Below are 23,361 nucleotides of genomic sequence, written 5' to 3'. Positions count from 1 at the left end.
TGCAAACTAAAAAAGGCTGATGATTCAGCCTTTTTTTATATTTTGTTAATTTTGAGAATGGATAAATGGATTCGCGAGTTTTTGATAGATTTTACGAATAGCAGCATAAATCTGGTAATCATGCAGACTTAATCTGTTTTGAATTTCGGCCAAAGTCAGGTCTTGGCTGAAATACTTTAAAATCTGTAATTCAGTCTGATTTAAAAAATGTATTTTTGTTTCCTGACTCACTAAATAACGGGCTAATTCAGGATGTAAATCGGAACCACCTCGTAGGATAATTTTCAGGCTCGCTACTATTTTTGAAACAGGATGCGATGCAATCAGATATCGATCCACTCCAGATGACAAGAATAAATTGATCATTTCAAGTGAATCATCAGCTAAAACTGCAATCAGATGAGGAATCTGGATGCGGGTTTGAACCGTATACAGATGATTGAGTTGGGCTTGCTCATGAATTTCATATAGCACTAGATTGGGGAGATACTGTTCAATATGGGATTGAGTAGACAGATGATCGGTATAGGACAGCATATCCGGTTGATAACCGAGCTGTAGCAATGCAAGATCAAGATTGGAAGAGAGCGGTGGTGGATAAGGTTGCACCAATAATACGGGTGCGGGCAAAAATGAGGTCAAAGAAATCTTATCCTGAGAGTAATTAATATACAGATGTATTTTGGCTTAAATTATTCTAACTGCCAATCCCAAGAAATAGGAATTTAATTTTTATATATTATAAATAGTTAAAGTTTAAAAATTAGTTTTTGGATCACTTTAATTGACTAAATGTATAAAAATTTACTGTATCAGAAGACGCAGGCAAGAAAAAAGGAGCAATCTAAGTGCTCCTTTTTTATTAGGACTTAATTAAGCTGCATCGTGGGCAGTGATTTTTTGCAAAATTTGTAATAACACATCGAATTCGCTTTGTAGCGGTGTGCTCTTACGAGTGACCAACGCCAGAGTACGGCTTGGTGCAGCATTGATTGGATTAATACGCAGATCCGGATTGGCTTTGATCATATTGGTATGCAGTGCAATTTCTGGCAACAGGGTAAAACCAAGATCAGCAGACACCATTTCAATCAACGTTGGTAATGAACTTGCTTTCAGGCGATGATCATTTTTGCGCTCACCAATTGGACAGGCACTCAATGCATGATCACGCAAGCAGTGGCCTTCTTCCAGAAGCATCAGGCGAGACAGGTCCAGATCTTCCAGAGATTTGGCTTGAGCCGCATTCTGGTCAGATTTGTGATGTACCAGATACAGATGCTCTTTGGCAATTTCAGCAACTTTCAGGCTACGGGTATCGAAAGGCAGCGCTAGCACCACCATATCCAGATTACCATGTTCCAGTTTCTCTACAATTTTCTCACTTTGAGCTTCATGTAAATGTAACTGGATTTTCGGTAGCTGCTGATGCACTTCATCCAGAAATTGTGACAGGATGAAAGGGGCAATCGTTGGAATAACGCCAAGATGCAGATCACCGGTTAATGGTTCACTCATTTCACGACTTAAACGCATTAAGTCCTGAGCATCAGCCAGTAGAACACGGGCACGTGCAACCACTTGTTCACCAAGCGGCGTTAAACGTACATTCTGGCGATCGCGTTCAACAAGAACGCCACCGAGTAAACGCTCCAGCTCCATAATACCGCCAGACAAAGTTGACTGGGTAACGAATGAGCGGCGAGCAGCTTCTGTAAAATGCAGCGTCTCAGACAGTGTTACGAGGTATGACAGCTGTCTTAGGGATGGTAATGCAGCCATAGTGTCCTAATGTTTATGATTTAAAATGATCAGCAAATAATTCGCTAAGATATGGAATAAAATGCGGAGGGATATCATGCCCCATTCCATCAATTAATTCAAATTTAGCCCCTGAAATTGCTTTTGCAACAGCCTTACCATGACTAGGAGGCAGCAATCTGTCACGAGCACCATGAACCACCAGGGTCTCTTGTTGGATTTGCTTGTCCAGTTGCAGCAATGAACCCGTACATAATATTGCTAAAAACTGTTGAAGTACACCCGCTGGATGGTAACTTCGCTTATATAGCTTACGGGCGGTCTGAATCGCTTCCAGATGATTCACATAACCCGGTGAGCCAATAATATTAAACAGCTTCAAGCTATGATCGACAATGCCATCTTCATCTGTGGAAGCGGGTTTGTCAATTAAACTAAAGAGTTGCTTTGGAAAAGGCGGGGGTAACAGTGGCTGGTTATTACTGGTAAACAGTAAGCCCATTTTTTTAACTTTATCAGGATAACGTGCGGCCAGAATCTGGGCAATCATGCCGCCCATAGAGGCACCGAGCACATAGACCTGACCCAGTCCCATTTTTTCAATCAGAAGATTTACATCATCTGCCATATCATACAGCGTATAAGGCGCGCCCTGATTGCCTAAACCCAGTACAAAACGGCTCATCATTTTTAAAGTGTTTAAGCGAGGCTCTTTATGGTGAATCTTGGAAGATAAACCAATATCCCGGTTGTCAAAACGCACCAGATGATAGCCCTGATCAATGAGAGATTTACAGAAGAAGTCCGGCCAGTACAGCATCTGTGCCCCAAGCCCCATAATTAGCAGAATAGTCGGGTGTTCAGGATTTCCTCCGACTTCTACGTGCAATTCGATGCCATTGCCAAGATCGACCTTGGTTTCACGCATGAAAGCGGTATACGGAGAATGATTGAACTGCAGGGCACTATGCATGATATATTTCCTGATTAAAGGACATTTTGCTTAAAAAATGTCCTTTGTATTAAACATCTAAACTGTAGCTGGAATCAAGTCAGGAACCTGCTTGGTCAATGCCAGGCGTTGTTTGGCAGCAGTGGCACCGAGCAGGACAAAACCACGTAAAGTACCACTAGCATCAAAGGCTTTGGCCAGCATACCGTCATCAAACTCTTCATTTTCCCAAGTTACTTCGACATCAACCGGAGCAGGAAGGACAGTCAATGGCGCAGCTGGTGTTTTGACCGCAACTGGCATCGCTGGATAATGAACTGCAGTATGTTCGCCATTCAATGTTTTAGACAGGGCACGGGCCTGCTGCATGATTGGCATGACATATGGTAAAAGCATTCCGTTTACTTCCGCACAGTCGCCTACTGCATAAATGTCGGGTTGATTGGTTTCTAGTTTTGTATTTGTCAGAATCCCGCGACTGGTGTGAATATCGGCTTCTTTTGCCACAGAAATATTCGGCTGTAAGCCCACAGCAGACAGCACCACATCAGCAACTACCGACTGGCCATTGGCAAGTGTGACCAGATAATCACCATTTTCAACTTTAGAGACTTTTTCGACTGTTGTCCCCAGTACAAAATGAATGCCCGTCTCTTCAAGATTTTGCTGGAAAGCATCTGCGACATAAGCTGGTAATAAGCGACCTAAAGGCTGGGGTGCTAGATCAATCACGGTGACCTGATGATTAGTATGCTGCAAGTCATTGGCAAATTCACAGCCGATCAGGCCTGCGCCTAGAATCACCACACGTTTATCTTCACGGGCTGCCAGATTATGACGGAAAGCTTTATAGTCAGTCAGGTTATTCACCATATGAATATCGTCGCTCGCATCACCAGCAATGGCCAGGCGTACTGGATTAGCACCCACAGCCAGCACCAATTTAGAATAATCCTGTGAGCTTTCCTGACCGTCTTTTTCTAAAGTGAGCTGATGCTGTTCAGGATGAATCACTTTGACCCAAGTGTTTTTTTCGATGCGCATTTTCAGCTGCGCTGACATTTTTTCTGCATCACCCAAAGGGATATGTTCTGGTGGTTTGTTTCCTGCTAAAGCATTAGAAAGCGTAGGTTTTGCATAATTAGTCGCATCATCAGCACAAATCATGACAAGTTCATGGTCTGGGTTGAGTTTGCGAAACTCACGAGCAACAGCATAACCCGCCATGCCCGAACCAATGATGACGATAGGATGCATACGATTCTCCATGCTTTTTTAAATTAGTTTTTTTTAGGTATAAAGGACATAAAAAAGACCATTCAATATGGTCTTTAAAAGAACATGATTAGATTTCAATCATTTCAAAATCGACTTTAGAAACACCACAATCTGGACAAGTCCAGTCATCAGGAATATCTTCCCATTTGGTTCCAGGAACGATTCCGTCCTGAGGCCAACCTTCTGCCTCGTCATAAATCCATCCACAAACGATGCATTGATATTTTTTCATATAACTCTCCATAACTGACCAACTGTAGCTGTCAGCTTAAAATCCACAAATGGCAAGACCCTAAAGAATATGACTTTTAATAGTAAACATATTTGGCTAAATTTTTACGCAGTTCTATTCATAAAGTAAAGCGAATAAAAGTTTAATCAGTGAAATTAACAGCATAAAGGGCAGTCCCTAGGTATTTCATTACTAGAAATATATTTAAGGTTAGGCAAAGAGTTGTATTTTTAGTTTTATAAAACACGCTTCTGGCTTAGATTTTAAGTTGTAGACCAAAGTCGGGCAGAAAATATGATTAAAATCAGATAACTTAGACTCAGCAAAGTCTTTATTAAATATTTTTTAAAATAAATTTAGTTATGTAAATCAATTTCTTATTATTATTTTCTGCTTTATTATTGCACAGTCGTTGTTGTTACACATTGTTAATTTAGTTTAAAATTCACCTATTCCCTTCCTTGTTTAAAGATCTCCCATGAGCAATTTGTCTACTACTCTGTGGTCTCACATTCGTACTGTCCAGAATTTCCCAAAAACAGGCATTTGTTTCTTCGATTTGACTCCATTATTCATGAATAATCTGGGTCCATTAACTGATGCTTTGATTGCCAGCATTCCTGAAGAAAAGCTAGCTGAAGTAGATAGCTTTGTGGCAGTAGAAGCACGTGGTTTTGTGCTGGCAAGCCTGTTGGCGCAGCGTACGGGCAAAGGCTTATTACTGGTTCGTAAAGCAGGTAAATTGCCGCCTCCAGTGGTAGGTGTAGGTTATAGCCTTGAATATGGTCTGGACCGTCTGGAAATGTCTGCAGAAGTTCAGGGACAAAAAGTGATTATTGTAGATGATGTTCTGGCAACTGGCGGTACATTAAAAGCAGTACATGAGTTGGTTGAAAAATGTCAGCATCAGGTTCTAGGTGCGAGCATCTTCCTTGATCTGCCAGATTTACATGGTGAATTAGACTTGGACATCTGGTCAGTACTTGATGATAAATCTCAGCCTGAAGCTGCAGTTGCTTAAGTTTGGATGATCAAAAAAGCCCCAACTATTGGGGCTTTTTTATTGCCGGATAAAATGATATTCAATTTCCTGAATCAGGTCGTTAATCTGTTCGGGATATTCCAGACGATGATGACCACCTTCAATGGCATGAATTTGCATATAATCTTCAAGCTGTGCCTGTGCTGCATGCATATCCAGAATTTCATCACCTAATTCCAGATAGGCCATTTGCGGAATATCATGCTGCAAATCACTGTCACAAATCGCAGGATAATCATCGCGGAAATTCGGTTGCAAGCTAGGATTCGCGATCACACAAGGGATCTGATGAGCTTGTGACATTTTTAGCGCCCAATAACCGCCCAGACTGTGTCCGACCAGAATATCCGGCTTAATGGTTTCAACCATTTCGTGGTAGAAATCGGCTACCGACTGGTAGCTCAGATTGCGATAATCCACATCTATACAATATTTATGCATTGAATCAATTGCATGAAATTTCGTGGCCTGTTTTGACGAATCCAAGCCATGAAAAAACAATATTTTAGACATATTTTTACTCATTTTTATCGGACATGGCAAAGTCGTGGTCAGGGTGTTAAAACACCACCTTCTAATATGGTCATTATTGTAAAACGTCTATTTTGAGGAAGCAGTTAGCTATTGGTCTAAGCTGATACTGGATATAAAGGCATAATTTGTGCAGAAGGTTGGGATCTTGGACTTTCATCTAATAAAAGTTTGGCAATATTTTTAAAAAACCAATCATAAAATTCGAAACTGAAAATAATGCAAATCATTTGCCTTTAAGAATTTCATATATCCAGAAATTTTTCTCAAGAAAAGCCGCGTGTGGGAAGTCTTTACGCTACGATTTGATGCAGATTTCTGCTATTCTATGCAACTTCTATTTTTTAACAATCTTATCCGAGGCAGAGATGACGCAAAATAACGCTCAATCGACTTCTGAACAAATCATTTCCGAAAACGATTTAATTGCACAGCGTCATGCCAAGTTAAAGCAGATTCAAGACCACGCAAAAGAAACTGGTGTTAGCCCATGGCCAAACACATTTAAACGTGAACATTATGCGCAAGACTTACAAGACCAGTTTGCTGATAAATCTAAAGAAGAAATTGAAGCTGGCGAACACGTTCATGTAAAAGTAGCAGGTCGTGTGATGTTGAACCGCGGTTCATTCATCGTGATTCAGGATATGACCGGTCGTATTCAGCTTTATGTTCCACGCAAAGAGCTTGAGCCAGAAGTACTTGCAACGATCAAAGGCCTGGATCTTGGCGATATCATTGCAGTTGAAGGTTATATCGGTCGTTCTGGTAAAGGTGACCTGTATGTTCATATCGAACATTTTGAATTACTGACAAAATCATTACGTCCACTTCCAGACAAGTTCCACGGTTTGACTGATACTGAAGTGAAGTATCGTAAACGTTATCTTGATCTGATCGTGAATGAAGAAACCCGTAAAACTTTTGAAGTTCGTGCCAAAGTTGTTGCCGGTATTCGTAGTTTCCTGAATGACAAACGTTTTATGGAAGTTGAAACCCCGATGATGCACGTGATTCCAGGTGGAGCATCTGCGCGTCCATTTGAAACGCATCATAATGCGCTGGATATGCCATTGTTCCTGCGTATTGCACCTGAGCTTTATTTGAAACGCCTGGTTGTGGGTGGTTTCGAGCGCGTATTCGAAATTAACCGTAACTTCCGTAACGAAGGTGTTTCTACTCGTCATAACCCTGAATTCACTATGATCGAATTCTACCAGGCGTATGCAGATTACAAAGACCTGATGGAATTGACTGAACAAATGCTGGAAAAACTGGCAATTGATATTCTAGGTACCACTGATGTGCCTTATGGCGATGAAGTCTTTAGCTTCAAAGGGCCATTCAAGAAAATTTCAATGTTTGATGCCATTCTTGAGCACAATCCACAGTTCACTCCAGAAAATGTCAATGACCGTGAGTTCCTGGCGAAATTTATTCAGGACGAACTGAAAGAACAGGTAAAACCAGGTTTTGGTCTGGGTAAACTGCAAACAATCGTATTTGAAGAAACGGTAGAAACTCGACTACGTCAGCCTACATTCGTGACTGAATATCCAGCAGAAACTTCACCATTAGCACGCCGTAATGATCAAAACCCGCATATTACCGATCGTTTTGAATTCTTTATCGGTGGTCGTGAACTGGCAAATGGTTTCTCGGAATTAAATGACCCGATTGATCAGGCTGAACGCTTCCAGGCGCAGGTCGCTGAGAAAGATGCGGGTGATGATGAAGCAATGCATTATGATGCTGACTTCATTGAAGCCTTGGAATATGGTCTGCCTCCTACAGCAGGTGAAGGAATCGGTATTGACCGTCTGGTGATGATCTTTGCGAATGCTCCAAGTATCCGTGATGTAATCTTATTCCCGCATATGCGTCATAAACACTGATGACTTCTTCGAAAAAAGGCAGTTTTTAAAACTGCCTTTTTTTATGTGTTCAGTATTTATTTTAAATAAAATTACCCCAATCTCAACTTTTTAAGTGATTGAAATAAAAAGGACATAACCCTATTTTAGTTTCCACCAAGAAATTAAAGCAAAGTTATGTCCATTGAAGAATTTATCATTTTTGTCTATGTAATCATAGAAGAACTTTATCCCATTGTTGTTACTCAGCCCCTGAGAACTCGTGGTTTTCCGCCTGCTGTTACTGATGCAGAAATCATCACTATGCAAATAGTAGGTGAATTTCTTGGTTTAGATACAGACAAAAATATTTGGATGTATTTCAAAAACAATTGGTTAGAATGGTTTCCAAAATTAGGATCTTATCCCAATTTCTGTAAACATTGTGCAAACCTGTGGCATGTCAGTCAATCCATTATGGCACAGCTCATTCAGCGTTATGGTTCAGATAACATTCACTTTATTGATGGCTTCCCACTCCCTGTCTGTAGTTATACCAGAGCTAGAAAGCATAAAAACTTTAAAGAATACGCAGGTTTTAGTTATTGTGCTGCAAAACAAGAAAAATATTATGGTTTCAAAGCTCATATCGTCATTAATCTTTCAGGCATGATTTCGGGTTATACCTTTGCACCTGCTCATTGTGATGAGCGAGATGTTGCACCTGAAATTACGAATGATATTTACGGTTTACTGGGAGCAGATAAGGGCTATTTAAGACCAGAATTGAAACGATATTATGAATATCAGGGTATTGATTTACAAACACCCTTTAGAAAAAACATGATAGATTTCAGACCTAAAGAGACACTGCAAATACTGATGAAAGCCAGAAGAAAGATTGAAACAGTGATTGGTCAATTAACAGATCGCTTTCACATTCAGAAAGTGAGGGCAAAAGATCTATGGCATTTAACCCACCGCATAACTCGTAAAATTCTGTCGCATACAATTTGTGTGGTGCTAAATAAAAAGCTTGGTCATTCACCAATTCAATTCGAAAATCTTATTTTAAGTTGAGATTGGCGTAATAAAATTATAACCCAGCATTATTTCATTCTATTTTTTACATTTGTGATTTCATTTCTTGAAGCGATTTATTATTTTAAAAGTCAATTAAATCTAGGGTTTCATATTATACTGATACAGTTTCGCCATTGAATATTGTTTTTGAAATATCTATGGTTAGGCAAAAATAAACTTGAGAATATTGATCCCATGTTTCTAAAAAAACCATTATTAAGTGCACTTCTTACGACACTTTCGCTTCCTGTTTTTGCTCAAGGGTTGGTTCTGAATGATGCAAATCTTCGTACTGACTTGAACTGGTTAAACCAGCAAGGGGTGATCCAGATCAGTACCTCGACCTGGCCGCTCAGTGGTGATGAAATTCAACGTGCTCTATCCAATGCACAAGTGAGTAACAAAGTACAACAACGTGTTATTGATTCAGTTCTGGCAAAATTAACAGCAGACAATCAGCAGCTCAAAGTAGGCTTATTTGCAGAAAGTGATCCAAAAGATATTCCTCAAGCCTTTGGCGATCAGCAAAAGGCACAATTTCAGGCAGCTTTAGAGTTTAATGCAGGTGGCGAAAACTGGGATGCCAAGCTCCGAGTTAATGCCGAAAAAGATAGACAAATTGAGAATGATCAGGATGTGAATCTGGAAGGATCTTATCTTGCAGGGAAACTCTGGAATCAATGGCTGATTGCTGGCCAAATTCCGACCTATTGGGGTCCAGGACATGATGGCAGCTTGATTCGTGGCGATGCTAGCCGCCCAGTATATGGTTTTATGGCACAGCGTACAGAACAAACCGCTTTTGAAACTAAATGGCTATCCTGGATTGGACCGTGGCAATATCAGGCTTTTGCAGGACAATTGGATGATTATACTGCCGTTCCAGATGCCAAACTTATTGGGCTTCGTGTAACTGCCCAACCTTTATCTTACTTGGAGCTAGGTGCTTCTCGTGCGATTCAGTGGGGTGGGGAAGGACGTCCTGAAAGCTTAAGTTCACTATGGGATGCTTTTGTCGGGAATAAAGATAATGGTGGTACGGATGAACCTGACCCATCGAACCAGATCGCTGGTTTTGATGCACGTCTGAATCTGTTTCCTTTGACACAGGTGCCTATGGGCTTCTATGGGCAATATGTTGGTGAAGATGAAGCAGGTGGTCTCCCTGCGAAGAAAATGTATCTGGCTGGGATAGACTATTCTGCAATTGTAAGAAATATGCCCTATCAACTTTATACAGAATGGGCAGATACACGGACTAACGGTAAGGTGCGCGGTATTTCTTATAACCATACCAATTATACTGATGGCTTTTATCAGCATGGTTATCCGCTGGCACATGCTTTAGGTGGTGATGCGCAGATGGTTTCAGTAGGTGGTGATATCCGTGTTGATCCGATGAACCGCTTATCAGGCCGGGTATTGTTTGCTGAAGTCAATCAGTCTGCACGTGCAAGTGCAAATAATGCTGCTTTTGCTTTTGATGATGAAATTAAAGCATTAGATGTCACCTGGTCGCATTATATTCGTCCAGAAATGCCACTTAAAATTAATGCTTGGATAAGTGACTCAGATGTAAATGGTCAAGATGGCGGTGCTTCTATTGGAATTGAAATTCCATTAGAAAAAGGCTTGTTCAAATATTAATATTCAAGAACCAACAACAAAATCCTGCTCATCTGGCAGGATTTTTTTATATTTTCAAAAATTACAGACAAAAAAAACGCAATGATTGGGGTTGTCATTGCGTAGAAAAAGGAAGTTTCTTTCAAAACAATCAAGATTAACTGTGGAGAGAGTTAAATTTGATTCCTTACTGTATGTAAGCATATTAGGACTCATTCTCATGTGACTCATCAGTATTCATGTTAATAGATGTTAAGTAAGGTTAAAACTATGAAGAATCTGTGTGGAAACATGCCTTATTTTTGCGCATTTTGAACTTACATAAAAAAGCCCCTCATATGAAGGGCTTTTTTTAAATATTGTCTATTTTAGAAATGGAAAACACCTAAGCCTGTTTTTACTTCATCTAAAGTGGTCTGTGTAATATCACGGCATTTATCTGTACCCGTTTTCAAAATATCCATGATGTAATCCGGGTCTTTAGCCAGTTCCATACGACGTTCACGAATCGGACCGATCAACTCTTTCAGAATACCTTCCAGACGTTTTTTTACTGTACCATCACCTAAACCACCACGGCGATAATGTGCTTTCAGTTCTTCCAGTTCTTCTTTATTGGTGTCGAAAGCATCCAGGTAAGTAAATACCACATTACCTTCAACTTGGCCTGGATCTTCGATGCGCAGGTGATTCGGATCGGTATACATCGCATTGACAGCTTTTTTGATATCTTTATCAGAAGCATCTAGAACAATGGTATTGCCTAATGATTTAGACATTTTCGCTTTGCCGTCAAAACCTGGTAAGCGTCCCACATTAGAAAGCAGCGCCTTACATTCAGGCAGTAATTCACGGCCAATCTGACGGTTAAGGCGACGTACAATCTCATTGGTCTGTTCGATCATTGGAATCTGGTCTTCGCCCACCGGAACTACAGTGGCTTTAAAGGCTGTGATATCTGCTGCTTGAGCCACTGGATAGCATAAGAAACCTGCCGGAATATCACGCTCGAAACCACGCATCTGAATTTCAGATTTAATGGTCGGGTTGCGCTCTAGACGTGAAACTGTCACAAAGTTCAGATAGAGCATAGTTAGTTCGTTTAAGGCTGGCAGGCAAGACTGAACACAGATTGTAGTTTTGGTTGGATCAATGCCAACAGCCAGATAATCTGTCGCCACTTCAATAATATTGCGACGTACTTTTTCAAAGTTATCTGCATTATCTGTCAGGGCTTGAGCATCAGCGAGTAACAAATGTTGATGGTGAGAATCTTGTAAACCTACGCGAGAGCGTAATGAACCGACAAAATGGCCAAGGTGAAGCTGTCCGGTAGGACGGTCGCCAGTCAAAATTACTGGACGATTATCTTGATTACTCATTATCTATTCCAAAAGTAGTCTGTACTACATCTATATTTTAACGAATGGCCACATTGTACGGCATTCTGTTTTTGAATGTCAGCCAGAAAAAAGTCGTAGTAAAAAAATCTTATTAGGGTGTGTTGACACTTTTAGCTTAAAAAATAGCGAAGTAGTAAAATCAAATCGCCAAACCCAATTTTACTATTCGCTATGCTTCGTACCATGCTGACAGATCAACACTGGCAAAAGTTGAAAACTATTTTGCGTAATTTATCTATTCATCACAACTCAAATTTACGTAATTTTATTGAAGCTATTCTCTATAGAATTAGAACAGGCTGTCCGTGGCGAGATATTCCTTCCTATTTCGGTCAATCAAACTCTATTTTCAAACCTTTTAATCGTTGGTCAAGCAGTGGTAAGTTGCTTAGATTATTCAAATTATTAGCATCATGCCCCGATATGGAGTGGATTTTTATTGATGGCTCTCACGTACGTGCTCATCAACATTCTGCCGGTATAGCGAATCAATCCATTTCTAAAAGTGTAGGAGGAAACTCCTCAAAAATACATTTGATTGTTGATGCAAATGGCAATCCTGTTGATTTCATGATTACCGATGGAACCACACATGATGTCAAAGTTGCACCTGATTTAATATCAACATTAGACTTAAAAGAGACAAAAGTGGTCTGCGCAGATAAAGGCTATGATTCAGAACCACTGCGTGAACAGATCAGAAAAACAGGGACAAAAGCGAATATACCAAAGAAAATAAATAGCCAATCGAACAATGATCATATGGACTGGTATTTATATAAAATCAAGCATTTAGTTGAAAATATGTTTTGTAGATTAAAGCAATTTAGAGGAATAGCTACTCGATATGACAAGCTCAAAAGAAATTATCAAAGTGCTGTTGCCTTAGCCTGTATATTTTTATGGCTACCTTTATAGGTTTAATTATGAACAGTAAATGTCAACAGACCCTAATTAAACAAGTGAATACAATATTTTTTAAATATTTTCATTAAAATATGTCTAAAGATGATAAGGATAGCAAGAATGGCGAGCAGCTTATTAATATTATTGGATGATATTGCGACTGTTTTAGACGATGTTGCCGTGATGAGCAAGATGGCTGCAAAAAAGACAGCAGGTGTCTTAGGAGATGACTTGGCATTAAATGCCCAGCAAGTCAGTGGTGTACGGGCAGAACGTGAACTTCCTGTAGTGTGGGGAGTAGCGAAAGGTTCTTTTATTAATAAGCTGATTCTTGTTCCTTTGGCTTTACTTATTAGTGTGGTTGCGCCCTGGTTAATCAATCCTTTACTGATGATTGGCGGTTTGTTTCTCTGTTATGAAGGCGTAGAAAAAGTTCTGCATAGCTTAAAGCATAAAAAAGCCAAGACTGAAGAAGACGCTGAGGCTGAATTCACTACGATCGAAACCGATTTGGCCACATTTGAAAAAGAGAAAATTAAGGGTGCGATCCGAACTGACTTTATTTTGTCTGCGGAAATTGTAGTGATTTCTTTGGGCACCGTGGCAGCCGCAGCTTTTACCACCAAGGTCATCGTACTGGCCGGGATCGCCATATTAATGACAGTCGGGGTGTACGGCTTCGTTGCCATAATTGTTAAAATTGATGATTTAGGTTTGTACCTGACTAAGCAGGTATCTAGCTTCAAGCAAAGTGTAGGCCGTGGATTGCTGGCTTTTGCCCCTAAATTGATGAAAACCCTGACGATTGTAGGTACGATTGCGATGTTCCTAGTCGGTGGCGGGATTATTGCCCATACCATTCCATGGTTTCATCATTTCACTGAAGATTCAGTTGAGTATGTAGAGCATATTCCCAGCCTAGGAAGTATTGTAGGGGCTGTTACGCCTACATTAATTAATCTGGTGATTGGTTTTGTGGCAGGGTTAATTGTATTTATCTTGATTGGCTTTATTCAAAAAATCAGATCGAAACCAAAGCAGGTATAAATTAGGCCCGTTAAAATAAGCTGACTTTAAACTATAAGGAATCTCACTATGCGCTGGAAAGGACGTCGTGTTAGTAGCAATGTAGAAGACCGTCGTGGCGGTGGTGCCAAAGCCGGTGGAATCAGTATTCTCGGGTTGATTATTGCTTTCGTGGCCTGGAAGTTTTTTGGTGTCGATCCACAGCAAGCCTATCAAACAACCAAGCAAGTTACGCAAGGTGTTTCTAGTGCAGAAACACGAGGTCTGGAAAATCCAACGCCAGAGCAGCAAGAAGCGATCGATTTTGTAGGAACTGTCCTTGCCGATACAGAAGATACCTGGTCTCAAGTATTTCAGCAGCAGCTGAACCAGCAATATACTCCGCCTAAACTGGTTCTATTTAGTGGGGTAGTAAATTCTGGTTGTGGTACGGCGCAATCGGCCATGGGACCTTTCTATTGTCCGGCAGACCAGAAAGTTTATATTGATACAGCATTCTTTAAAGATATGCGTACTCAGATGGGAATCAGCGGGGAACAGAACTCAACCGAGTTATCTCGCAATGATCAGGCAGGTGATTTTGCTCAAGCCTATGTGGTAGCGCATGAGGTAGGTCATCATATCCAGACCATTTTAGGTATTTCTTCACAGGTACAGCAGGCACGTCAACAAGCTACTCAAGCACAGGGCAATCAGCTTTCTGTACGACAAGAACTACAGGCCGATTGTCTGGCTGGGGTATGGGCTTATCATAACCATGAGCGTACTCAGTTCCTGGAGCAGGGGGATGTACAGGAAGCCATGGATGCGGCACACAAGATCGGTGATGACTATCTGCAGAAAAAAGCACAAGGCCATGTCGTACCGGATAGCTTTACGCATGGTACCAGTGCACAGCGGGTAAAATGGTTTAATACCGGTTTGAAATCGGGACAAATGTCTACTTGCGATACTTTTAATCAAAATATCTAAAATTAAAGATCAAAAAAGGGGAGCAAATGTTCCCCTAATGATTGAATAGTTATTTTTCCAGAAAACGACGGAAGTTTTTCAAAATCTTGATACTGACAAATAAGGCAGCCAAGGCAAATAGCGAAATCGCAAAGAGAATATATTTTAAATTGCTGATGTCATTATTATAAAATTGCTTCAATTCATTTTTGGAATAGCTAACTTTAGTGATCTGACCAGTTCGACTATCTTGGAACTGAATATTTTCAATATAAAAATAATTTCTCACTTTTACTAAATTAACATTCTGAATCTGCCGGGTATGTGACTGATTATAGTCATCAGTACATAGGGCCGCATAATGCTCACAGCTGATTTTTGCTACATAACCATTTCCCGCAATCAGGATAAACATCGCATTGTCTGGACGTTGATTATTAGACACCAGTACATATTGCGCTTTGGTATTGCTTTTTAAAGGAATGCTCACAGCTTGCTGATAATATTGATCTGCTTTCAGGATTTCCTGAATTTTGGCAAAACAGGTGAACATCAAGGAAAGTGTGACCAGAAAAATGACAGCAGCGAAACATAGACGGAATATGGTTTTGACAGTTTGATGCATAGGAGAAAATTTCTAAATAGAAAGAAGAGAGATGAGAGATGAGCAATAAAGTACTTTAAGACTGTATGTTAAATCATCAGTTGTGAATATTGAAAAGAAACTTAACTTAATTCGAAAAAAAATGGGACTAAACTTGATCCGCTAAAATATACTGTTTTTTTAAACTTATATTTCAAGTAAATCTTTCAGCTCACGGCTGCAAATTGCCAAATCTTAGGAAACCTAATGGGAAGTTTCTTTTTTTTACAACTGTTGACGGTGGTCTTGCTCGAGGGTGTAAATAATTCTGTGTAAATACAGTTTTAAAAATACTTGGTTACACGCTCTTCAAACATGATACTAAAGCGATTCATGGCAGCTTTCCAATTCTGAATAGGCATCGTCCATTTTTTGCTTGCTGCCATAATTGCTAAATATACCACCTTTTTCACGGAATCATCAGTTGGGAAGATTTTTCTTTTCTTGGTTGCATGGCGGATAACGCTGTTCAATGATTCAATCGCATTCGTCGTGTAAATCGCTTTGCGAATATCCATAGAATAAGCGAAAAACGTGTTTAGATTCGACCAGTTGGCAAGCCATGACTTGCTGATTTGAGGATACTTCTCATCCCATTTTTGTCCAAATTCATCTAAAGCCTGTAAGGCTGCGTCTTCTGTAACAGCTTGATATATCTTTTTTAAATCGGCTGTGACAGCTTTGTAGTCTTTCCAACTCACATATTTAAGGTTGTTGCGTACCATGTGGATGATACACAACTGAATATGCGTATCAGGGTAAATTGTATTGATTGCATCAGGAAAGCCCTTCAGTCCATCTACGCAGGCAATCAGAATATCCTTTAACCCACGATTTTTCAGTTCTGTAAGGACTGAGAGCCAAAATTTAGAACCTTCGTTTTCTGACATCCACATACCTAATAAGTCTTTCTGTCCGTCTGTATTGACACCTAATGCCAGATACACCGCTTTGTTAATAATCGTACTATCTTGACGCACTTTCACGACGATACAATCCATATAGACAATAGGATAAAGGGCATCCAATGGTCGATTTTGCCATTCTATTACTTGTTCTTTAACTGCATCCGTCACTTTGGAAATAAGCGTTGGGGAGACGTCCGCATCGTACATTTCCTTGAATGTGGCAACGATATCTCGTGTCGTCATGCCTTTGGCGTATAGGGATAGGATTTGGCTATCCATTTGTGTGATACGGGTTTGACTCTTCTTGATCAGCTGGGGCTCAAAAGTGCCATCACGATCTCTAGGCGTGTCTAGTTCAAATTCACCATCATCAGTAAATAGCCGTTTGGTTGTATAGCCATTACGTGTATTTTTGCCTATACGAGGACTATTCTTCTCATAGCCTAAATGTTCAGTCAGTTCAGCATTGAGTGCAGTTTCAACGGTGAGTTTCTTTAAAGCTTTACTGAAATTATTCAGGTCAGCTTCTGTTTTTAAGTTCTTAGCAAATTCTTTTGCCAATGCCAGCATTGCTTCATCTTTCATGGTAAACACCTGTGTTGCCCCCCAACAGCGTTGAGGGATAGTTTAAGCGTTTACACAGTTTTATTTACAGTCTCCTTTGCTCTGTCAATTGCCACTACCATGTTCAACAAACGTGTTCTAAGTTTTCCTCAAGCGATTGGTGTGCCGATTGTTTCCGCTATTTTTGTATTTATCCTGCAATGGTGTGCCAGCCTGTTACAGGGTAATCCATTTTTTAGCATCAATATTGATAATATTGAGAAAGCAGTTCGCCATGTCGATTTTTATGACTTCCTGATTAATGGTGTGATTTGTTTTATTCTGACTTCATCCGCATTGAAGTTTAAGGTTTCAGATTTACGCAATCACTGGCGGCCGATTGGTATTCTGGCCAGTCTGGCATTGGTTTTCTGTGCAGTTTTCTTTGGTATTGCGCTGTACGGTTATCAGTTTCTGATTGGTAACCACGTCGATATATTGGTTCTACTATTACTCGGTGCTGCGCTCGGAGCAACGGATCCCATTGGGATTAAAGGTGTCCTCAGTTCGGTACGCGCACCCCATCATTTGATCGTGAAGCTGGAAGGTGAGTACACTATAATTAGTAATATGGAATTATTGATAACTCGTTAAAATTACAGAAAATATTCTTTACCTAAAAAATTCCATGTTTTATTAATAATTCTCTAAAAAACATCATCTTTTCGATTGAAAAATTCTGTATATTTTTTGTGCATAGGGTTGAGTGAACGTATTACTCTTTAAATTTCTAGGAAAACCATAGTCACAAAAAGTATTTCTAATAAATTATTGGGTAATTCTGAGCTAGTTTTTCTCGATCGATGAAATTTATAATACATTTGTAATAAGGTTTTTTGCCTGCCCCCTGCAAAAATCCTCATAATTTTTGCTAAGAATTAAATCACAGGAGGCCGAGTTTGATTATAATGTCAACGGCATTCTAAAATTGACCCCTTTTACCTTACAAATGGCAAAGTAAAATTGACCCCTTTGATCTCGTATTAAGTTTCAACCTGGGGCTGAATCCCAATTCTTTTTTTACCCTTCAAACGATAACTCTCACCCGATATTTGTACCACATGACAGTGATGTAATAGCCGATCTAACATCGCAGCGGTCAACGTGACATCATCCGCAAATGACTTAGACCATTGGCTAAAGGGTAAGTTACTCGTCAATATCGTACTGCCTTTTTCATAACGCTTGGCAATCACGTTAAAGAACAGATTCGCTTCTTCACGTCCAAATGGTAAATAACCAATTTCATCGATAATCAGTAACTTTGGTCCCAGTACCGCACGCTGCATATAGGTTTTCAATTTACCTTGCTGATAGGCTGTACTCAGTTGCAGCATTAAATCCGCTGCGGTAATGAACTTGATCTTAATGTTGTTCATGATGGCCTTATAGCCTAATGCCATAGATAAGTGCGTTTTTCCTACTCCGCTAGCCCCCAGAAACACCACATTTTCTGCTCTAGCAATAAAGCTCAGATTGAACAGTTCAATCACCTGTGATTTAGGGGCCCCTAGGGCATAATTAAAATCATAGTCTTCCAGGGTTTTGACTTGAGGCAGGCCTGAGAGTTTCATCAGTACCTGCTGACTGCGCTGTTGCCTGGCAGCATATTCATGCGTCAAGATTGCTTCAACAAAGTCGGCATAACTTCCATCCTGACCTAATGTTTGTTGTGCATGATGTGACCATTGTGATGCGATGGCAGGCAGATTGAGCTTTTGGCAAAGCTGCTCTATACGGTCGTATTGCAGATTCATCAGGAAACTCCTAGCAACTGATCATATACCGATAAGGGATGCTGCAAACTCTCGTAGGGCATGACATGCTGTGCTGCTGCAACAGGTACAGTGCTGGAACCTGTATCTGATTGCGGTAATGGCGTAAATTTTTGCTGCTCCTGTTGCAGTCGAACAGCCGGTTTTTCTTGCGTGGTGGCATGAATCCGCTGATTGGCGGTTTCATGCAGCCACCGGCCAATGTGGGCATTGGCGACATCAACATTTAACAGTAAACCCGAAGTCTTCAGGCTTGCTTTCAATGGCACAATAAAGCTTGATTTGAGGTATCCATTAAAGCGTTCAACTTTGCCTTTGGTCTGTGCACGGTAGGGCTTACATACGCGAGGACGAAAGCTGTATTTCTTGGCGCAGTCGAGCAGTTTGGGGTTCCATTTATGCTGCCCCTCCTGATAGACATCCCGTTCAATCATGATCGTTTTAGCGTTATCAAACAGGATTTCTTGAGGTACTCCTGCAAAGAACTGAAATGCATTTTCTAGACCATCGATCCATGCATCGGTACGTTCATGATCATAAAATTTCACGAAAGTCGCTCTGGAATACCCTAATGTTGCGACAAAGGCTTTCAAAGTCGTGTTGTTGCGTCGAATCGTGGTGAAATCCACCTGCATTTGTTGGCCAGGTTGGGTTTCAAAACGAATGATCGGTTCCGGTTTAGCAACTGGTTTTAATGTTGCGAGATATTCCCTCAAGATCCTGATCTTTCCTGGATATCCCAACCTTAAAATTTCCTGGTAGAGCACAACAGCAGGAATCCATTCAGGATGAGCTGCGTTTACACGTTTGAGTAAATAGGGTTTATATGGATCAAGAATACTTGTTCTAGGTTGTGTACGCCGATACTGAGGTGTTTCCTTCTGCCGTAAATATTTACGTACGGTATTTCGGGACACCCCCAGTTCACGACTAATGGCTTTAATAGATTTACCTTGCTGATGAAGTATTTGGATTGTCACTGCTTGCTCCAAAGTTAACATGTTGAGCAGTCCAAAATGACCGCTATATTAACCAAGGGGGTCAGTTTTTAAATGCCGTTAGGGGGTCATTTTTACACTGCCGCTAACAATAAGCCTGTTATAAATCGTAAAGTGTCTTTTGCATAATATTGAACAGTAGAAAAATCTAAATCTTGAATTTTCGTATCAAATGATTCTGCATGATGATAAGTCTTTGAAAATTCATTTATTTTTTCAATGGTACTAAATTTCCCATGTTTATCGTAAAAGATACTTGATTGATTGGTTTCTTGACGGATTTTAGAAATCATTTCACCCAGCCACATTCCGTTACTAAAATCTTTTGGATATAAAAATCTTAAATAAGCTTAGTAGGTTCCTGTAACAAAGCCAGTCAAGACTACAATATTAATTCTGCTAAGCCAGATAATATCAATCTTTAACTATTGATAAAATAGAGTGATTACCTTTTTGATATTCGGATAACTTGTTTTTAATCTTATGGTTTTCATGGACTAGATTATTTATCTGACCTGCCTTAATTGCATTTTTCTCTTTTAACTCTTTAATTTTTGCCTTAAGTTCTTTAATTTCGTTTAATAAAGCAGAATTCTTTTGAGTATCTGTTGTACCACCATTTTTTATTTTTTGAAGATTTTTTGCTGCGGTGATCTTGTTTTTCAATTCAACAATTTCAGGGTCATTTCCTTTAATTGCTCCACGTTCACGACCAGCCTCTAAAGCAACAGCATCAAATGAAATTCTTTTGTCTTGCTCAATTAGGCGTTGTAACGCTTCTTCGTACAGTTTTACTCGTTTAGAACTCATGCGCTTACTTTCTCCAATAGTTTATCAATTGCTTTAATTTCAAGATCGGTTTGTTGGCGATACGGAGAGCCTTCATCAAATCGCTGAATGATTTTTGATAAAGAGGTTTTTAGTGTAGAAAGAGCTTTCACAGATCTATCATTGAAGATAGCTTTAGGGCATGTAACACAAGCACTAATATGAGCTAATGAGAGTTTGTCACAAGTGCCATTCATTGAGCATCCACCTAAAGGAGTTTGCTTATATGCAATGCGATTGTCTTTCATACTTTTCAGTGTTTTTTTACGATCCTCAAGGAAGTCAACTGTGCTTACATTCATTTTATTGACTTCAAGCCATGTTCCATGTCCACCAAACAAGGGGTTCGCTTGATTTCGTGTATCTGCTAGATACTGGTCACATTCAGCTTCGAGCAATTCATCTTGGAACTCAGTAATGAAGTCTTGTTTAGCAAGATCTTTTGCAAACATAGCCCCATCAGCGTAGTAGGCTGTCATATCAACTTCAATATGCTTCAATTGGTTTTTTAGTGTGGGAAGGCTAACAAGCCCACTTCTAGCACAATACACAGCAAGAGAGCGTCTAAATTGGTGGTGAGTGAAGGACCACATCTTACCTATAGCAATATCCTCATTGAAAGCGGCTGATGGCTGAACTCTTACAAGTTCATCGAAATCATCTTGGGTTACAACACAATTGGTTATTAATTTCTTAAAGTTATCACCGAAAACTATCTGTGTTAAACCGTAGTCAGGAAATAAATTCGATGAATTGGTATCTTTATGATAGAAAGAATAAAATAGCGGTACTTCCGATTCTATCAATGAATCTATAGAACACTGTTTCTTTAACCTTAATCCAATACGACAAATAGATTGAGCGACTTTATTTGCAGATTCTAGGTTTTTGGATGTTACCCATAGAGCAGAAACCCGTTTCATGCCTACAAGTTTAGTTGTATAGGCTCTAACGGTATAAACCTCATTGTTGTTGATGACTTTCTTTTGGAATGCATCGTATGCACAAGAGATTCCTTCGGTTTCTCTCATTCCTGTAAAACACAAAAAATAGAAATAAGCATAAAATTGAAGATTTTTAATATGGTAGATGAACTCTTGTTTATCGCTAATTGAGTATTTATTACAATATTTAACCAGAGCATATTCCTCAAGAGTTTCATAGAACTCTATTCCTTTTCTTGATCGACTCTTTGTATTTCCATAATTCTTTATTTCTGCCACATTCTTATGCCACGCTTCGATGTTTTCGTGGATTTCAAGATACTCCTTAAATAAATCCGCACCATTCTGAATGAAAGTTGAATATATATGGGTTGGGATAATAAGTGTTTGAGATTTATCATCAGGTAGTTTTTTTACTGCTGCATAAATGGTATCAATTACATCTACAGAAAATCCAAAAGTATGATCCGTTAAGAATTGGCGGACTTTATGCAGTTTATACATAACAAGCATTCTTTTCTTTTGAGTGCTTTTCTTTATTAATTTTAGGTCTTCTTTAAATTGATTTATCGCAAATGTATTGTTGCTAACTTCTGTAGCTCTTACATTAAGTTGTAGGCACATTAAGATGAAGTACCTAACATGAGTCATATCTCCCATTAGAGTGCTTACTTTGGTATATCCCTTAGCTGTTAGTTTAAAGTGCAATAGGGAATAACAAATTAATTTAAACTCTAATTTTAAATCTTCAACTAAATTCTTATCAGGATGGGCTTTAAACTCCTCCAAAAGAAAATAGACATTGCTAGAAAAAACGTCACCTGAGTATGTGGAGAAATTCCAAACATCATCACTAAACAGAGATAAGGGGGCGAATTCAAACATGAGGTGCGACAGTTTCAAAAGCCATATGATAATCAACAAGCTGAGCAAATTTCTCTAATGGTGTAAGCCAATCTAACGCCTTTCTAGGACGAGTATTCAGTGACATGGCAACTTGATTTAAATAATGCTGATCTGCCTGATTTAAATCAATCCCTTTAGGTAAATATTGCCTAATTAAACCATTCATATTTTCGCATGTGCCTTTTTGCCAAGGTGAATGTGGGTCACAGAAATATACATCTATGCCTAAATCTTCTTCGAGTATTTTATGTTCTGACATCTCGCGTCCACGGTCATAGGTCAACGTTTTACGCAGTTCTGCAGGTAAATATTTCAGAGCTTCAGTTAAAGCCTTGCGCACTGATTCTGCCTTTGCATCAGGTAATGTTGCCAAGATACAGAGCCGTGTATTTCGTTCAATAAGTGTTGCTATCGAACTTTTATTGTCTTTACCTTTAATTAAATCAGCTTCCCAATGACCCGGTATTTTTCTTTCTTGAACTTCGGCTGGGCGCTCATGAATAGTTTTAATATCCTGTAATATAGAATCTTTTTTAGGTTCACCGTTAGCTTTTCGCTTTTTATTTTCATGACGCAGACAGGATAATAAGTCTTTTTTCAACTCACCCTTGGGTAATGCTCGTATCGTTGAATAAATCGTTGTATGGCTTACATTCATTGTTTGATCCAAATCAGGAAATGTCTTTAAACGCTTTGCTATTTGCTGAGGAGACCATAAACAACGGATCGCTTCAACAATAAATTTCCAGAGGATTGAATCGATTTTGAGTTTTCTGTGACCACGTCTACGTCTAGCAAAAGTGTTATCAGAAGCATATCGAGCTTGATAAACGTCATTGATGCTATTTCTTTTAAGCTCACGATAGATCGTACTAGGATGTCTTTTAATAAGTTCAGCAAATTTTCTGGCTGAAAAGCCTTCTTTTCTTGACTCAAGCATTAATGCAGTACGATCTTCAAAGTTAAGATGATGGTATGACAATTTTATATACTCCATAAACCCTTTAAATTAATTAGGTGGTTTATGTCGCACTTCAAGTTTTACTCTGCCGGGTTTACCCTCAATGTCTGATGATATTACTGTTTTATTATTGGGGTAGTAATCGTTAGTT

General features: G+C 39.5%; 22 protein-coding genes and 1 pseudogene. 8 read left to right on the top strand and 15 right to left on the bottom strand.

The genetic code is table 11. The features are described 5' to 3' along the window. Positions 1-45 precede the first annotated feature (45 nt). The 5 genes from C3F22_RS09875 to rubA form a co-directional block, all read right to left on the bottom strand. Complete coding sequence (locus C3F22_RS09875; RefSeq protein WP_104426461.1) at positions 46-642, bottom strand: response regulator transcription factor; 597 nt, start codon at positions 640-642, stop codon at positions 46-48. A 231-nt stretch (positions 643-873) separates the two neighbouring features. Next, positions 874-1,782: a LysR family transcriptional regulator OxyR gene (gene oxyR, locus C3F22_RS09870; RefSeq protein ID WP_104426460.1), complete on the bottom strand. Its 909-nt coding sequence runs from the start codon at positions 1,780-1,782 to the stop codon at positions 874-876. A 13-nt stretch (positions 1,783-1,795) separates the two neighbouring features. Then, positions 1,796-2,734: an esterase EstB gene (gene estB / locus C3F22_RS09865; protein ID WP_104426459.1), complete on the bottom strand. Its 939-nt coding sequence runs from the start codon at positions 2,732-2,734 to the stop codon at positions 1,796-1,798. A gap of 57 nt (positions 2,735-2,791) precedes the next feature. Beyond that, the gene (rubB, locus tag C3F22_RS09860) at positions 2,792-3,970 is read right to left on the bottom strand and encodes a rubredoxin reductase RubB (RefSeq protein ID WP_104426458.1); all 1,179 of its coding nucleotides are present in this window, start codon (positions 3,968-3,970) and stop codon (positions 2,792-2,794) included. An 88-nt stretch (positions 3,971-4,058) separates the two neighbouring features. Then, the gene (gene rubA / locus C3F22_RS09855) at positions 4,059-4,223 is read right to left on the bottom strand and encodes a rubredoxin RubA (RefSeq protein ID WP_004783011.1); all 165 of its coding nucleotides are present in this window, start codon (positions 4,221-4,223) and stop codon (positions 4,059-4,061) included. A gap of 478 nt (positions 4,224-4,701) precedes the next feature. On the opposite strand from rubA, the gene C3F22_RS09850 reads away from it, so the two are divergent. Further along, positions 4,702-5,244, top strand: coding sequence for an adenine phosphoribosyltransferase (locus C3F22_RS09850; RefSeq protein ID WP_104426457.1), 543 nt, complete (start codon positions 4,702-4,704; stop codon positions 5,242-5,244). 39 nt (positions 5,245-5,283) lie between these two features. Here the strand turns inward: C3F22_RS09850 and C3F22_RS09845 are convergent, their stop codons facing one another. Beyond that, positions 5,284-5,778: a YqiA/YcfP family alpha/beta fold hydrolase gene (locus tag C3F22_RS09845; RefSeq protein ID WP_005234593.1), complete on the bottom strand. Its 495-nt coding sequence runs from the start codon at positions 5,776-5,778 to the stop codon at positions 5,284-5,286. A 386-nt stretch (positions 5,779-6,164) separates the two neighbouring features. Here C3F22_RS09845 and lysS point away from each other — a divergent pair, with 386 nt between their 5' ends. From lysS to C3F22_RS09830, 3 genes are all read left to right on the top strand, one after another. Further along, positions 6,165-7,691: a lysine--tRNA ligase gene (gene lysS / locus C3F22_RS09840; RefSeq protein WP_104427009.1), complete on the top strand. Its 1,527-nt coding sequence runs from the start codon at positions 6,165-6,167 to the stop codon at positions 7,689-7,691. Positions 7,692-7,847: 156 nt separating this feature from the next. Continuing rightward, positions 7,848-8,729, top strand: coding sequence for an IS982-like element ISAba9 family transposase (locus C3F22_RS09835; protein WP_004282326.1), 882 nt, complete (start codon positions 7,848-7,850; stop codon positions 8,727-8,729). Between the two features lie 198 nt (positions 8,730-8,927). Continuing rightward, complete coding sequence (locus C3F22_RS09830) at positions 8,928-10,379, top strand: capsule assembly Wzi family protein (protein ID WP_104427008.1); 1,452 nt, start codon at positions 8,928-8,930, stop codon at positions 10,377-10,379. Between the two features lie 347 nt (positions 10,380-10,726). On the opposite strand, the gene trpS is transcribed toward C3F22_RS09830, so the two are convergent. Continuing rightward, positions 10,727-11,740 carry a tryptophan--tRNA ligase gene (gene trpS, locus C3F22_RS09825; protein WP_104426456.1) on the bottom strand — a complete coding sequence of 338 codons (1,014 nt, stop codon included), beginning with the start codon at positions 11,738-11,740 and terminating at the stop codon, positions 10,727-10,729. A 192-nt stretch (positions 11,741-11,932) separates the two neighbouring features. On the opposite strand from trpS, the gene C3F22_RS09820 reads away from it, so the two are divergent. The 3 genes from C3F22_RS09820 (at position 11,933) to C3F22_RS09810 (ending at position 14,665) form a co-directional block, all read left to right on the top strand. Then, a complete protein-coding gene (locus C3F22_RS09820) occupies positions 11,933-12,679 on the top strand; it encodes an IS5 family transposase (protein WP_104426455.1) in 747 nt (248 codons plus the stop codon). A 108-nt stretch (positions 12,680-12,787) separates the two neighbouring features. Continuing rightward, entirely contained in the window at positions 12,788-13,714 is a 927-nt protein-coding gene (locus C3F22_RS09815; RefSeq protein WP_104426454.1) for a DUF808 domain-containing protein, read from the top strand. 48 nt (positions 13,715-13,762) lie between these two features. Continuing rightward, on the top strand, positions 13,763-14,665 hold the full coding sequence (locus C3F22_RS09810; RefSeq protein WP_104426453.1) for a neutral zinc metallopeptidase: 903 nt from the start codon (positions 13,763-13,765) through the stop codon (positions 14,663-14,665). A gap of 49 nt (positions 14,666-14,714) precedes the next feature. Here C3F22_RS09810 and C3F22_RS09805 read toward each other — a convergent pair whose 3' ends face one another. Together C3F22_RS09805 and C3F22_RS09800 are read right to left on the bottom strand one after the other, a co-directional pair. Further along, complete coding sequence (locus tag C3F22_RS09805; RefSeq protein ID WP_104426452.1) at positions 14,715-15,269, bottom strand: hypothetical protein; 555 nt, start codon at positions 15,267-15,269, stop codon at positions 14,715-14,717. A 302-nt stretch (positions 15,270-15,571) separates the two neighbouring features. Then, a complete protein-coding gene (locus C3F22_RS09800; protein WP_004672268.1) occupies positions 15,572-16,780 on the bottom strand; it encodes an IS256 family transposase in 1,209 nt (402 codons plus the stop codon). A gap of 30 nt (positions 16,781-16,810) precedes the next feature. Here C3F22_RS09800 and C3F22_RS09795 point away from each other — a divergent pair. After that, positions 16,811-17,350: pseudogene (locus tag C3F22_RS09795) on the top strand (cation:proton antiporter); the annotation flags it as partial. A gap of 431 nt (positions 17,351-17,781) precedes the next feature. On the opposite strand, the gene istB reads toward C3F22_RS09795, so the two are convergent. From istB to C3F22_RS09765, 6 genes are all read right to left on the bottom strand, one after another. Next, positions 17,782-18,555 carry an IS21-like element ISAba8 family helper ATPase IstB gene (gene istB / locus C3F22_RS09790; RefSeq protein WP_075167882.1) on the bottom strand — a complete coding sequence of 258 codons (774 nt, stop codon included), beginning with the start codon at positions 18,553-18,555 and terminating at the stop codon, positions 17,782-17,784. Beyond that, a complete protein-coding gene (gene istA, locus C3F22_RS09785; protein WP_104426451.1) occupies positions 18,555-19,574 on the bottom strand; it encodes an IS21 family transposase in 1,020 nt (339 codons plus the stop codon). The genes istB and istA overlap by 1 nt, the downstream gene beginning before the upstream one ends. Before the next feature lie 71 nt (positions 19,575-19,645). After that, a complete protein-coding gene (locus tag C3F22_RS09780) occupies positions 19,646-19,864 on the bottom strand; it encodes a hypothetical protein (RefSeq protein WP_158651677.1) in 219 nt (72 codons plus the stop codon). 121 nt (positions 19,865-19,985) lie between these two features. Then, positions 19,986-20,381 (bottom strand): hypothetical protein, encoded by a 396-nt coding sequence (locus tag C3F22_RS09775; protein WP_104426449.1) that lies wholly within the window; start codon positions 20,379-20,381, stop codon positions 19,986-19,988. Further along, entirely contained in the window at positions 20,378-22,228 is a 1,851-nt protein-coding gene (locus C3F22_RS09770; RefSeq protein WP_104426448.1) for a hypothetical protein, read from the bottom strand. Before C3F22_RS09770 ends, C3F22_RS09775 begins: the two co-directional genes overlap by 4 nt. Further along, positions 22,221-23,189 (bottom strand): IS30 family transposase, encoded by a 969-nt coding sequence (locus tag C3F22_RS09765; protein WP_005804963.1) that lies wholly within the window; start codon positions 23,187-23,189, stop codon positions 22,221-22,223. Before C3F22_RS09765 ends, C3F22_RS09770 begins: the two co-directional genes overlap by 8 nt. Positions 23,190-23,361: the final 172 nt, after the last annotated feature.

The organism is Acinetobacter sp. ACNIH1 (genome assembly GCF_002934695.1).
In the GTDB taxonomy this organism is placed as follows: Bacteria; Pseudomonadota; Gammaproteobacteria; order Pseudomonadales; family Moraxellaceae; genus Acinetobacter; species Acinetobacter variabilis.
This window is presented reverse-complemented; position numbering and strand designations above follow the sequence as displayed.